Origin of the sequence: Chitinophaga hostae, assembly GCF_018224885.1 — a bacterium.
GTDB classification, from domain to species: domain Bacteria; phylum Bacteroidota; class Bacteroidia; order Chitinophagales; family Chitinophagaceae; genus Chitinophaga; species Chitinophaga hostae.
This window is the reverse complement of sequence record NZ_JAGTXB010000023.1, coordinates 82,689-95,670: the sequence shown is the minus strand read 5'-3', so window position 1 is coordinate 95,670 and position 12,982 is coordinate 82,689. Positions and strand designations below refer to the sequence as shown.

Annotated in this window: 10 protein-coding genes and 2 riboswitches; of the genes, 8 read left to right on the top strand and 2 right to left on the bottom strand. The window is 47.3% G+C overall.

Annotated elements, in window-relative coordinates:
* Window positions 1-320 precede the first annotated feature (320 nt).
* The 8 genes from KE626_RS29910 to KE626_RS29875 all read left to right on the top strand — a co-directional run bounded on the left by KE626_RS29910 (window position 321) and on the right by KE626_RS29875 (window position 9,530).
* Window positions 321-1,052, top strand: a complete 732-nt coding sequence (locus KE626_RS29910; protein ID WP_211976743.1) for a class I SAM-dependent methyltransferase — start codon at window positions 321-323, stop codon at window positions 1,050-1,052.
* Between the two features lie 415 nt (window positions 1,053-1,467).
* Window positions 1,468-2,052 (top strand): TetR/AcrR family transcriptional regulator, encoded by a 585-nt coding sequence (locus KE626_RS29905; protein ID WP_211976742.1) that lies wholly within the window; start codon window positions 1,468-1,470, stop codon window positions 2,050-2,052.
* A 50-nt stretch (window positions 2,053-2,102) separates the two neighbouring features.
* On the top strand, window positions 2,103-2,843 hold the full coding sequence (locus KE626_RS29900) for an SDR family oxidoreductase (RefSeq protein ID WP_211976741.1): 741 nt from the start codon (window positions 2,103-2,105) through the stop codon (window positions 2,841-2,843).
* Window positions 2,844-2,888: 45 nt separating this feature from the next.
* Window positions 2,889-4,427: a DHA2 family efflux MFS transporter permease subunit gene (locus tag KE626_RS29895; RefSeq protein WP_211976740.1), complete on the top strand. Its 1,539-nt coding sequence runs from the start codon at window positions 2,889-2,891 to the stop codon at window positions 4,425-4,427.
* A gap of 64 nt (window positions 4,428-4,491) precedes the next feature.
* Entirely contained in the window at window positions 4,492-4,950 is a 459-nt protein-coding gene (locus KE626_RS29890; RefSeq protein WP_211976739.1) for a nuclear transport factor 2 family protein, read from the top strand.
* Between the two features lie 87 nt (window positions 4,951-5,037).
* Window positions 5,038-5,245, top strand: a riboswitch (cobalamin riboswitch).
* Between the two features lie 120 nt (window positions 5,246-5,365).
* Entirely contained in the window at window positions 5,366-7,399 is a 2,034-nt protein-coding gene (locus tag KE626_RS29885; RefSeq protein WP_211976738.1) for a TonB-dependent receptor, read from the top strand.
* 14 nt (window positions 7,400-7,413) lie between these two features.
* Window positions 7,414-8,562, top strand: a complete 1,149-nt coding sequence (locus tag KE626_RS29880; RefSeq protein WP_211976737.1) for a YncE family protein — start codon at window positions 7,414-7,416, stop codon at window positions 8,560-8,562.
* A 20-nt stretch (window positions 8,563-8,582) separates the two neighbouring features.
* Window positions 8,583-9,530, top strand: a complete 948-nt coding sequence (locus KE626_RS29875; RefSeq protein WP_211976736.1) for a hypothetical protein — start codon at window positions 8,583-8,585, stop codon at window positions 9,528-9,530.
* A 238-nt stretch (window positions 9,531-9,768) separates the two neighbouring features.
* On the opposite strand, the gene KE626_RS29870 is transcribed toward KE626_RS29875, so the two are convergent.
* Both KE626_RS29870 and metE read right to left on the bottom strand, forming a co-directional pair.
* Window positions 9,769-10,152, bottom strand: a complete 384-nt coding sequence (locus KE626_RS29870) for an acyl-CoA thioesterase (RefSeq protein ID WP_211976735.1) — start codon at window positions 10,150-10,152, stop codon at window positions 9,769-9,771.
* Window positions 10,153-10,172: 20 nt separating this feature from the next.
* Entirely contained in the window at window positions 10,173-12,464 is a 2,292-nt protein-coding gene (metE, locus tag KE626_RS29865; protein ID WP_211976734.1) for a 5-methyltetrahydropteroyltriglutamate--homocysteine S-methyltransferase, read from the bottom strand.
* 218 nt (window positions 12,465-12,682) lie between these two features.
* Window positions 12,683-12,883: riboswitch (cobalamin riboswitch) on the bottom strand.
* Between the last annotated feature and the right edge of the window lie 99 nt (window positions 12,884-12,982).

The following is a 12,982-nucleotide window of genomic DNA, read 5'->3' as shown; positions in this document are numbered from 1 at the left end:
TGCCCAGGATTAACGGTGATTATGATGATTTCAAGGATTTTATTCTTTGATTGTATTTGATTTTAAAAGATTTGGGGAGAGATAAGCGAATATCTTCCCCAATCTTTTGAAATCTTTAAAATCAAAAAAATCATCAAAAAAAATCCTTGAAATCATCATAATCACCGTTAATCCTGGGCAAGAAAATCCTGGGCAAGAAAAAAAACGCGTATTAACTAAAAGCCGGGTTGTCGCCGCCCGGCATTGTCTGCATGCTACTGCATATACACTATCCTGGTCTCTTTTTACTATTTTTAATTTTCATGGTAAATCCAGGTGATATGAAAGAGAATAAATACGACGACCCCGCTTTTTTTGACAGCTACAGCCGGATGCCCCGTTCAGTAGATGGCCTTAATGCTGCCGGGGAATGGCAAACGTTCCGGGCCATGTTGCCTTCACTGCAGGACAAAAAAGTGCTGGATCTGGGCTGTGGCTTTGGCTGGCATTGCCGCTATGCCCGGGAACAGGGAGCGGCCCATGTTGTGGGCGTCGATATTTCAGCCAAAATGCTGGAACGTGCCAGGAACACCGGCAGCGATCCCGGGATTGAGTACCGGCAGCAGGCTATTGAAGATATTGACTTTGCTCCCGGCACTTTTGATGTGGTGATCAGCTCCCTGGCCCTTCATTATGTAGCCGCATATGAAGTGGTTTGCCGCAAAGTATACGATTGCCTCAAAAGCGGCGGCAGCTTTGTACTGTCTGTTGAACATCCCGTATTTACCGCCAATGCCGCGCAGAACTGGTACCATGATGCTGCCGGCAACCGCCTGCACTGGCCGGTAGACCATTACCAGGATGAAGGCTTGCGGCATACCCGGTTCCTGGATACCGACGTTATCAAATACCACCGCACCACCGCCACACTGCTCAACAGTCTTATACTCGCCGGATTCCGTATCAACAGTATCTCCGAGCCCGGGCCTTCTCCTGAACTCATCCAAAAATACCCTGAGATGCAGGACGAAACGCGGCGGCCTATTTTCCTGATGGTGGAAACCATAAAGTAAAGTGAATGTTTTCTTGCCCGGGATTGTCTTGCCCAGGATTAACGGTGATTATGATGATTTCAAGGATTTTTTTTGATGATTTTTTTGATTTTAAAAGATTGGGGAAGATTTGGGAAGATACTCGCTTATCTCTCCCCAAATCTTTTAAAATCAAATACAATCAAAGGACAAAATCCCGAAAATCATCATAATCACCGTTAATCCTGGGCAGGAAATTTTAAAGATTTCAGAAGATTTGGGAAGATATTCGCTTATCTCTCCCCAAATCTTTTAAAATCAAATACAATCAAAGGATAAAATCCTGAAAATCATCATAATCACCGTTAATCCTGGGCAAGAAAAAACTCGCCGCCAAAAAAATTTTTTATTTTTAATACCAAATGGTATATTTTTGTGTCGGCAAACATCCTTAGAAATGAATAAGGCAGAGAGAACAAAACAGTTTATTGTGGAGATGACGGCCCCTGTTTTCAACGAGAAGGGCTATACCGGCACTTCTCTGAACGACATGACCAACGCTACCGGCTTAACAAAAGGCAGCATTTACGGCAACTTCGCCAATAAGGATGAAGTGGCGATGGCCTGCTTTGATTACAATCTTAAAAAAGTAGGCGTGATCATCCGGCAGGAAATGGACAAAAAAACAACCTGTAAAGATAAGCTGCTGGTTTATGTGCATGTATATGAGAATTTCCTGAAACATCCTTTCCCTGTGGGCGGTTGCCCTATTCTGAATACGGCCATAGAGGCCGATGACACCCACCCCCTGCTGAAACAAAAAGCGGCGGACGCCATCCATAACTGGAAAAATACAATCACCGGCATTATCGAAAAAGGAATAGAACAGGGAGAATTCAGCAAACATGCCAACGCGGAACAAACCGCCCTCACCATGATCGCTATTATTGAAGGCTGTATTATGATTGCGAAACTAACCGGCAAAATGAACTACCGGAAGACTATCATGCAATCCGTGGAAAAAATCATCAACGACCTCTAATTAAAATTTTTTCTTTATAAATATACCGATTGGTATAAAAACAAAAAAACATGAAAACATCAGGAAATACGGTGCTGATCACCGGGGGCAGTGCCGGCATTGGCCTGGCCATTGCCAAACTTTTAACGGAGAATAATAATAAAGTAATCATTACCGGCAGAAACCCGGAAAGACTGGCCCAGGCAGCGAAAGAACTGCCAGGGGTATCCACCATCGTCAGCGATGTAACCAACGGGAATGATGTTACCAAACTGGTACATACCCTGCAAAAGGATTTTCCCGCACTGAATATCTTGATCAACAACGCTGGCAAAGCATATGCCTACCAACTGTCAGACACCGCCAACGCGGCCGACAAAGCCACCGATGAAATGGTAACCAACTACTTCGCTGTGATCAGGCTTACAGAACAATTGCTGCCACTGTTACGCCGCCAACCTGAAGCTGCTATTGTGAATGTAACTTCCATCGTTGCCTTTGCACCATCTGCGGGCATTTCTACTTATGCAGCCAGCAAAGCAGCTTTACGCTCGTATACATTATCACTGCGGCATTCCATTGCACCACTGCGGGTATTTGAACTGATGCCGCCACTGGTAAATACAGCGTTCTCCGAAGACATCGGCGGCGCCAATGGCATTCCGCCACAACAGGTAGCCAGCGAATTTTTAGCCGCATTGGAAAAAGACGAATTCGAAATTCGCGTAGGCGATACCGAACAAATATACCAGCTGAGCTTATCCTCCCCCGCCGCCGCTTTTGCCGCAATGAACCAGGGTAGGAACGCTTAAAAAATTTTCATTTTTAATATACCGATTGGTATATAAAATATAACAATGCAACGGACAGTACTGATCCTGGCGGTTATTACAGCGGCCATCATGGAGTTGATAGACACCTCTATTGTAAACGTAGCCTTATCGCATATAAGCGGTAACCTGGGCTCCACCCTGGAAGATACCTCCTGGGTCATTACTGCCTATGCCATTGCCAACGTTATTATCATCCCCATCACCGGGTTCCTGGCTGGTAAACTGGGACGGCGTAATTATTACATTGGCTCCATCATGGCCTTCACCTTCTTTTCCATGATGTGCGGTCAGGCTACCAACATCTGGATACTGGTGGTATTCCGTTTCCTGCAAGGCATCGGTGGCGGCGCACTGCTCTCCGTTTCACAGGTCATCATCTTTGAACTGTTTCCAAAAGAAAAAAGAAACGTGGCAAGCGCACTATTCGGTGTAGGCGTGTTTATTGGTCCTACTATAGGTCCCACCCTCGGCGGCTATATCACCGAGTTCTGCTCCTGGCCCTGGATCTTTTATATCAACATACCGATCGGCATCATAGTGGCGGCCATTTGTTATTTACTACTGAAAGAACCGGGCGAAGTATCCGACCATGATAAAATCGACTGGACCGGTATCCTGCTGTTGGCCGTAGGGGTAAGCGCCCTGCAAACAGTGTTGGAACGCGGGGAAACCGACGACTGGTTTGAAGCACCTTACATCACCTGGCTGTCGGTGATTGCCGGTTTCAGCATTCTCCTGTTTATCTGGTGGGAACTGCGGATCAAATACCCGGTGGTGAACCTGCGGGTATTGAAAAGCCGTAACCTCAGCATTGCCGCCATTCTCACATTCGTATCAGGCATGGGAATATTCAGCTCTGTATTTTTGACACCGGTATTTGCACAGCGGCTGCTGAACTTCACGCCACTGCAAACGGGCTTACTATTGCTGCCCGGCGCCTGCCTGGCCATCGGGGGACTCATCATTTCCGCGCGACTGCTGCAACGTGGCATATCGCCGGTATTCCTCATAGTTGCCGGCATGGGACTGTTTATACTCTTCAGCTGGCAGATGTCGCAGTTGAACCAGGACGCCACTGCCGCCGATATCACCGTGTTCCTCATATGGCGCGGTGTTGGCCTGGCGCTGGTAACCGTGCCGCTCACCACGCTGGCCGTGTCTTCCTTGTCCGCATCCGATATACCACAGGGCGCAGCGCTCAATAACATGATGCGGCAACTCGGTGGCTCCTTTGGCATTGCCATGGTGAATACCTATCTCGCCAACCGCAATGCCCAACACCGGTCCGACCTGGTAAGCCATCTTAATATCGATAATCCCGCCGTCACCACCCGCATCAGCAACTATACCCATTTCTTCCTGAGCCAAGGCGCCACCCCGCCCGACGCACACAGCAAAGCATTAAAAGCGCTCGACAATATTGTCGTTAAACAGAGTACAATACTTAGTTTCAGCGACGCATTCCTGCTGGTAGGAATTATTTTCGTAGTTGCGTTACCGTTATTACTGATTGCTTCCGCCAAAAAGAAAGCGGCTGCCAATGTGATTGTGCTGGACCACTAACGGTTTCTCCGTGATGAGTGGTAGAAGCAGGTGTTACAAAATCATTTATCTTAGTAAGAAAAAAATGCAACGCCCCTTTTTGCTCTTCCTGCTTATTGCAATGCCCATCCTCTCCGCTGCACAGGCGCCTGCGGATGCCATCAAAGCCACCATCAACCAACTCTTTACCGCCCTGCGGAATGCAGACAGCACCGGTCTCAAAGCCTGTTTTGCCCCCGACGCCAGGCTGCAATCCATCTCTAAAGACAAACCTGTACATACTTCTTCCATCGATGACTTTGCCTCCGGCATCGGAAAACTGCCGCCCAACGCCGCAGACGAACGGATCGAATTCGGCACCATCCTGGTCGACGGCACACTGGCATCTGTATGGACTCCCTACCGGTTTTATTTCAAAGAGAAATTTTCACATTGCGGTGTTAACTCGTTCCAATTGGTACAATTGGATGGCGCCTGGAAAATACAGTACATCATAGATACCAGGCGTAAAGATGATTGCATCACCGAAGGAGCTGCTAAATAAACAATCTCCTGAACATCACCACATTTCCCGCCAACAGCGGAAATTCCCCCAAACCTGTCTTCTGTTTTGAATCAACAGAATAATAGCCTACTTTTGCCCCGTTATGGTTTATCCATGTCCGCTCCGGGCATGAATAATTAAAAGGGAACACGGGTGAAAATCCCGGACAGTCCCGCTGCTGTAAGTCTCCAAATAATGCCCAGGCATCACTACACAGACCACTGTTGATCATTCAATGGGAAGGTCGCCTGAAGCAGAGATAAGTCAGAATACCTGCCATACAACTGATTTTTGAGCTTTCGTGGAATGAAGCTTAGGGATAACATCAACCTGCGGGCCAGCCCTGTATATTGACGCTTTCCTAATTACCTTTTTCTGTGGTCGAAGGCTGTTGATGAAATATTAACAGGATAAAATGATGCGTTTCATTGAACAAAGCTGTTCACTGACAAAAGGATTGCTATGTATAATAGTATACGCCACCTGGCCGGCAACAAACACCCTGGCCCAGCAGGCAGATACTATTAAGCAGAAAGCACTCCGCGAAGTGTCCGTAACAGCGCCCCGTGCTACCGGTGAGGTAAGCCCGGGACAAAAAATGCAGGCCAAAGAACTGGGCAGACTGGGCAGCCATTCCGTGGCAGACGCCATCCGCTTCTTCTCCGGCGTGCAAATCAAAGACTATGGCGGCATAGGCGGCCTCAAAACAGTGGATATCCGCAGCATGGGGACTAACCATACCGGTGTTTTCTATGATGGCATACAACTGGGCAACGCACAAAACGGACAGGTAGACCTGGGCAAATTTTCCCTGGATAACATGGAAGAAATTGCATTGTATAACGGGCAAAAGAGTAATATCTTCCAACCGGCCAAAGACTTTGGTTCCGCAGGCTCCATTTATCTCACTTCTCTTAAACCTAAATTCGCCCCCGGTGAAAAAACTCACCTGCGGGCTACGCTTAAAACAGGCTCCTTTGGACTGTTTAACCCCTCCCTGCTCTGGCAGCAAAAGATCAGCGATAAAATAGCCGCTTCCTTCAGCACCGAATGGACCAGCGCCACCGGCCGTTATAAATACGCCTACAAAGTTTACGACAGCCTGCAAAAAGTAGCCTACGACACCAGCGCCTACCGCAGAAACGGGGATATTAACGCCGTACGCGTGGAAGGCGGGTTAAACGGGGTAATGAACCGCGGCGAGTGGAGCGCAAAAATATATTACTATAACTCCGAAAGAGGACTCCCCGGGTTTATTGTGAACAATGTATACGGACATGTGGACCGGCTGTGGGACCGCGATTTCTTTATACAATCGTCCTTTCGAAAAGATATCACCAAACGGTACAGCATCCTGCTGAATGGCAAATACGCTTACGACTATACGCATTATGTGGCGCCGGATACAGCACAATTGCCGGTAAACAATCATTATCGCCAATACGAAACGTATTTATCCATGGCCAACCAGTACGCGCTAACCAACTGGTGGACCGTTTCCCTCTCCGGCGACTTTCAATGGACAAAACTCGATGCTGATCTGAAAGAATTCAGTTACCCTACCAGGTATACCACCCTGGTAGCGGCAGCATCCGCAGTGAACTTTCAGCGGTTCAGCGCGCAGGCCAGTATACTCGGCACCTTCGTTAATGAAACCGTAAAACAAAATGCCGGCGCACCTTACCAGCAAAAATTTACACCGGCAGTATTTATTTCCTGGCAACCCTTCCCCGCACCCGATCTGCGTTTACGTGCATTCTACAAACGCATTTTCCGCATGCCTACTTTCAATGACCTCTACTATACAGAAATCGGTAACCGTTTCCTGCAACCGGAATTCGCTACACAATACGACGCCGGCATCACCTGGAATAAAACGTTCACAGATAAATGGTTCACGATAGCAGGCATAGAACTAGATGGCTACTACAACGAAGTAACAGACAAAATCGTAGCAGTACCGGGACAGAACCAGTTTGTGTGGAGCATGATGAACCTGGGACAGGTGAAAATAAAAGGACTCGATGTAAAAGCAAAAGCCGGGTGGCGTATCCGTCAACGCCTGGATATGAGCCTCAAAGCCACCTATACTTTCCAGCGTGCGCAGGATTTCACTAACCCCGGCGATCTCTTTTATGGCGATCAGATCGCCTATATTCCCCGCAACAGCGGCTCACTGATCCTGGCCGCCGACTTCAACAACTGGGAAGCCAACTACAGCTTTATTTATACCGGCGAACGATATAACGGCAAGGAAAATAAACGGGAGAATTACGTGCAGCCATGGTATACCAGCGATATTTCCCTGGGCAAACAGTTCAGTTATAAACATACACACTTTCACATTACAGCACAGGTAAATAACCTGGCCAACCAGTTCTATGAAGTAGTGATCAGCTACCCGATGCCGGGCAGAAATTATCGCTTCATTTTAACCGTAAATATTTAATTATAAATATTGTGATGAAACATTTTAAACACACCTGTTTACTGATAGCAGCAACCGGACTAATATTCAGCGGCTGCAGAAAAAATGAAACCATTGTACCGCCGGTGCTCACACCTGTGACCAACCCGGAACCCGGCGCACCTTATGCAGGCCTGTATATGCTGAATGAAGGCAATATGGGCAGCAACAAGGCTTCCCTGGATTACTTTGACTACACCACCGGTATTTATCACAAAAACATTTACGCACAAAACAATCCTTCGGTAGTAAAAGAACTCGGCGATGTAGGCAACGATATCCAGATCTACGGCAACAAATTATATGCGGTGATCAACGTGTCCAACAAAGTGGAAGTGATGAATGTGGCAGATGCCAAAAGGCTTGGAAAAATCGATATCCTCAACTGCCGCTATATTACCTTCGCTAACGGTAAAGCCTATGTGAGTTCTTATGCCGGCCCAGTGAAAATAGAAGCCAATGCACCTATCGGCTTTGTAGCGGAAGTAGATACCACCACCTTCCAGGTACTCCGCAAAGTAATTGTAGGCTATCAGCCGGAAGAAATGGCGATCGTGGGAAACAAATTATATGTAGCTAATTCAGGCGGCTACCGCGTACCCAACTACGACCGCACCGTATCTGTCATTGACCTGACGACTTTCACGGAGCTTAAAAAGATTGATGTGGCTATCAATCTTCATCACGTAAAAGCGGATAGCGACGGCGACATATATGTTACCTCACGCGGTAACTACCGCGGCATTCCATCCAAACTTTTTGTGATCGATACCAAAAGAGATGAAGTAAAGAAAACATTTGATATCGGTGCCAGCGACATTGTTATTTCCGGTGATACCGCCTACGTATATGGCTCTGAATTCAGCTACAATACCGGTAAATGGACGATCACCTACAACATGGTGAACGTAAAAACAGAAACGTTGCTGAACACCAACTTCATTACCGATGGCACAGAGAAATTAATCAAAATGCCTTACGGCGTTACCGTAAATCCGGCTACCAAAGAAATCTTTGTATCCGATGCAAAAGATTATGTGTCATCCGGCACTTTGTATTGCTTCGACAAAACCGGGAAAAAGAAATGGTCGGCCTTTACGGGCGACATACCAGGGCATATTGTGTTTGTAAAAGCCAACAAATAATCACACTTGAATTATACATTATGAAAAGAAGATTTTTACTCGTAGCCGTTATCACGGCCATGATAGCCAGCAGTTGCTCCAAAGATAAAAACGAGGTAGTTACACCGCCGGATCCTGTTTATCCCGGTCCAACAGTGAATAAGGTAACCAAAGTATTTGAATATTTCCCTGCACCAGGGCAGTTCACCAACACACTGCCGGAATGGAAAAACGGCAACAAGGAAAAAGAAATGGCAGATTACGCCCTGGCTGCCCTCGCAAAAGAAGACATGATTTCACTGGGTGGTTTCGGTGGTTACGTGGTAATGGGCTTTGACCATACTATTAAAAATACCCCGGGCGAATACTCTTTCATTGTACTGGGCAACGCATTCGCCAACTTTGCAGAGCCGGGGGTTATTTCAGTGTCTGCAGATAAAAATAAAAACGGACTGCCGGATGATGAGTGGTACGAAATTGCCGGCTCCGAATACAACAGCTCCAAAACCACCAGGAACTACCAGATCACCTACTACAAACCTGACGAAAACAAAGTGCGTGAGCCGAACCCGGACGATGCGTATGTAAGCGACGCAAAATATATCCGTTGGAAAGATAACAGAGGAGATTCCGGTTACCTGTCCAGGAACGTATTCCACGATCAATCCTACTACCCTCAGTGGAAAGGCGACAGTATCACGTTTACCGGTACCAAACTATCCAGCGCTGGCATCAAAAATACGTCCAGCGATCCTACACAACCCTACTTCATATGTCCGGCACTTTCATGGGGCTATTCAGATAACCTGAGCAACGACGACAGTGATTCAAAAATCAAACTGGACTGGGCCGTTGACAAAGATGGCAAACCTGTCAAATTACCCGGCATTGACTTCATTAAAGTACATACCGGTCAGCGTGCGGAAGCCGGTTGGCTGGGAGAAATCTCCACCGAAGTACTCGGCGTAAGAGATCTTAATAAATACTAGCATATAGCGGAATTTTTCTTGCCCGGGATTTTTTCTTGCCCAGGATTAACGGTGATTATGATGATTTTCAGGATTTTTTCTTTTTTGATTTTAAAAGATTCGGGAAGATCTAAGCGGATAAATTCGCTTAGATCTTCCCAAATCTTTTAAAATCAAATTATAATTACAAGAAAAAATCCTGAAAATCATCATAATCACCGTTAATCCTGGGCAAGAAAAAATCCTGGGCAAGAAAAAACTATAGAATTCTCACCGGCTGCTTATCATCCCCAATCGCCACAAGGCTGAAAGTGCCTGAAATAGCCTTCTCCCGGCTATCCGAATACATCTCTTCTATATATAATTCCACCAGCACTTTTAAACTGGTATTCCCCACTTCCGTTACTTTGCCAATCAGCTCCACAATTGTACCAGCCGGAATAGGACGGGTAAAATCTATTTTACCGGAAGATACGGTCACCATTTTTTTCCGCGCAAAACGGGTGGCTGTTATAAATGCCACTTCATCCATCAGTGACATGGCGGTACCACCAAAGAGGGTATCGTAGTGGTTGGTGGTACTGGGAAATACCGCTTTAAAGATGCTGGTTTCCGAATGTTGTATTCTTTCTGCTATAGTCATCGTCGTTTTGTTTATCGGTTTTATAAAGCTGCTTTTTCTCTCATGGCAACAGCCGCTTTTACCATGTTGGTTAAAGCTGCTTTGGTTTCAGGCCACTTACGCGTTTTTAATCCGCAGTCGGGATTTACCCATAGATTCCTTGCCGGCAGGGTGGCGGCGGCTTTTTCCAGTAAAGCGATCATTTCTTCCGCGCCCGGTTGACGGGGAGAGTGGATATCGTATACGCCGGGGCCTATTTCATTCGGATATTTAAAATCTGCAAACGCATCCAGCAACTCCATTTGTGAGCGTGATGTTTCAATGGTGATCACATCGGCATCCATAGCGGCAATATGTTCAATGATATCATTGAATTCACTATAGCACATATGCGTGTGGATCTGTGTTTCATCTTTTACCCCGCTGGCGGCTATACGGAATGCCTGTACCGCCCATTCCAGGTAGGCTGCCCAGTTTTCGCGGCGTAAAGGCAAACCTTCGCGAATGGCGGGTTCATCGATCTGTATTACTTTAATACCGGCTTTTTCCAGGGCTACTACCTCATCACGGATCGCCCAGGCAATCTGGTTGGTGGTGGCTGATCTGGGCTGGTCGTCTCTCACAAAAGACCATTGCAAAATTGTTACCGGACCGGTAAGCATCCCTTTCATTAATTTGTTGGTATGGGCTTGTGCAAAACTGCTCCAGCGCACGGTCATATCCGCCGGGCGACTTACATCACCAAAGATCACCGGTGGTTTTACACAACGGCTGCCATAACTCTGCACCCAACCATTTTTTGTAAACAGGAATCCGTCCAGTTGCTCTCCGAAATATTCTACCATGTCGTTACGCTCAAACTCGCCATGTACCAGCACATCCAATCCAATCTCCTCCTGCCAGCGAATTACATCAATAGTGGCTTTTTCAATGGCGGCATCATATTGCGCCTCCGTGAGTTCCTTTTTCTTAAACCGGGCCCTTAGTTGCCGGATATCATCCGTTTGCGGGAACGAACCAATGGTGGTAGTGGGGAACAAAGGCAATCTAAACTGTTGCTGTTGTATACCTTGTCTTACCGTAAATGAGCTTTTTCTGCTGGCATCTGCCGCAGTAAATGCCGCTACACGATCCTTCACCGGTTTGCGGTGAATCAACCCGGATACCGAACGGGCGCGGAGGGCATCTTCATTCGCTGTCAGCAATGCTACATTGCCCTGTATTATTTCACGCAGTTCTTTTACTTCCTGCAATTTCTGTTTGGCAAAGGCCATCCAGTTTTTTATTTCGGGAGAAATAGCTGTTTCGTCATCCAGGTCACAGGGCACATGCAACAGGGAGCAGGAAGGCGCCAACGCAATCCTGGCTTCTCCCAGTACGCCGATCGCTTTCTGAATAAGAATAAGTGAGCGCGCATAATCATTCTTCCAGATGTTTCTGCCGTCTACCACGCCCAGGGAAAGCTGCAGCTGGCTGGCGGCTATATTCGTCTGCAAAATATCGTCGAGTTGCGACGGACAACGTACCAGGTCCAGGTGCAGCGTTTGTACGGGCAGCGCCAGTACTGCCGGCAGATGCGATCCGTAACATTCAAAATAAGAGGCCAGTACAATATGCAGCTGCGGGAAAGCCGCATGTATTTTCGTATAGGCGTTCGTGATAGCCGCTACCGCTTCGGCGGCCAGGTTGAGCGACAGGCAGGGTTCATCCAGTTGCACTACGGTAGCGCCGGCGGCGGCCAGTTGCTGCAATACTTCCAGGTATACCGGCAGCAGCTGGTCAATCAGCGACAGCCGGTTAAATCCTGCCGTTTTTTCCTTACCCAGCAACAGGAAAGAAACTGGTCCCAGTATCACCGGCTTGGCATTAAACCCGGCCTGCTTTGCTTCGAGAAACTGCTCAATCACCTTGCGCGAAAACAGCTGAAAATGTTGCCCGGCGGTAAATTCAGGCACAATATAGTGGTAGTTGGTATCAAACCACTTGGTCATTTCCATGGCAGTGATATCGTCGCCATCCCGCTGATAGCCCCTGGCCATCGCAAATAACAGGTCTGTTTCGGACAGCTGTTTTGCGGTCAGCGGCCGGTAACGGTCAGGGATGGCTCCTACCATCAGCGAGGTATCCAGTACCTGGTCATAATAGGAAAAGTCGTTGCAGGGGATCCAATCTATCCCCGACTGCTGCTGCAGTGTCCAGTGCTGTAACCGGATCGCCGCCGCAGTGGCAGCTAAATCTGTAACAGTGGTGTTGCCTGTCCAGTAGCTTTCACAGGCCTTCTTCAATTCACGTTGGCTACCTATCCTCGGATAGCCTAAGTTGTGGATAATCATTGCTGATTGTTTAAAAGGTGATACATGATGTTCACGCTCTTTTACTTACTATAGCAATGCTTAACGGGAGGGAGTATAAGAAAGGAGAAGATGCCGTAATTATCAGAACAGCTGCAACAACCAGCGTTTACGCTCCTGTTAAAAGAGTGCATACGCTTTACGCTGTTCCTGAAATTACTACATATCAAAACCTGACCTGCCCCAATCCCCGAAAGCAGCGTCAAAGTAAAATAAAGGCAGGTCTCCTGGCTTGTTCCGCCGGTAAACACCTTCCCATTCCTGACGGAACAGTGGTATATCGTTTACCGGTTGCAGCTTATATGCCGCATAGAACTTACAGTTGCGGGACAGCCTGTGATTTGCACACAGTTCCCTTTTAATCCCGCTTTTCAGCGGGAACCAATACTTGCTTCGATCGTAATACGTAAAGAACCGGGGGCGAAGATAATAAATCCCGGCAACTATCAAATTTAACTTGCCGCTGCCTTACAGAGACGATTTCGTTTTCTTACAATGCC

Bases quoted from the DNA above. Each gene is read 5' to 3' on its own strand.
- KE626_RS29900 (WP_211976741.1), top strand. From the start codon at position 2,103: ATGAAAACATCAGGAAATACGGTGCTGATCACCGGGGGCAGTGCCGGC.
- KE626_RS29890 (WP_211976739.1), top strand. From the start codon at position 4,492: ATGCAACGCCCCTTTTTGCTCTTCCTGCTTATTGCAATGCCCATCCTC.
- KE626_RS29905 (WP_211976742.1), top strand. From the start codon at position 1,468: ATGAATAAGGCAGAGAGAACAAAACAGTTTATTGTGGAGATGACGGCC.
- KE626_RS29885 (WP_211976738.1), top strand. From the start codon at position 5,366: ATGATGCGTTTCATTGAACAAAGCTGTTCACTGACAAAAGGATTGCTA.
- KE626_RS29895 (WP_211976740.1), top strand. From the start codon at position 2,889: ATGCAACGGACAGTACTGATCCTGGCGGTTATTACAGCGGCCATCATG.
- KE626_RS29880 (WP_211976737.1), top strand. From the start codon at position 7,414: ATGAAACATTTTAAACACACCTGTTTACTGATAGCAGCAACCGGACTA.
- KE626_RS29870 (WP_211976735.1), bottom strand. From the start codon at position 10,152: ATGACTATAGCAGAAAGAATACAACATTCGGAAACCAGCATCTTTAAA.
- metE (WP_211976734.1), bottom strand. From the start codon at position 12,464: ATGATTATCCACAACTTAGGCTATCCGAGGATAGGTAGCCAACGTGAA.
- KE626_RS29910 (WP_211976743.1), top strand. From the start codon at position 321: ATGAAAGAGAATAAATACGACGACCCCGCTTTTTTTGACAGCTACAGC.
- KE626_RS29875 (WP_211976736.1), top strand. From the start codon at position 8,583: ATGAAAAGAAGATTTTTACTCGTAGCCGTTATCACGGCCATGATAGCC.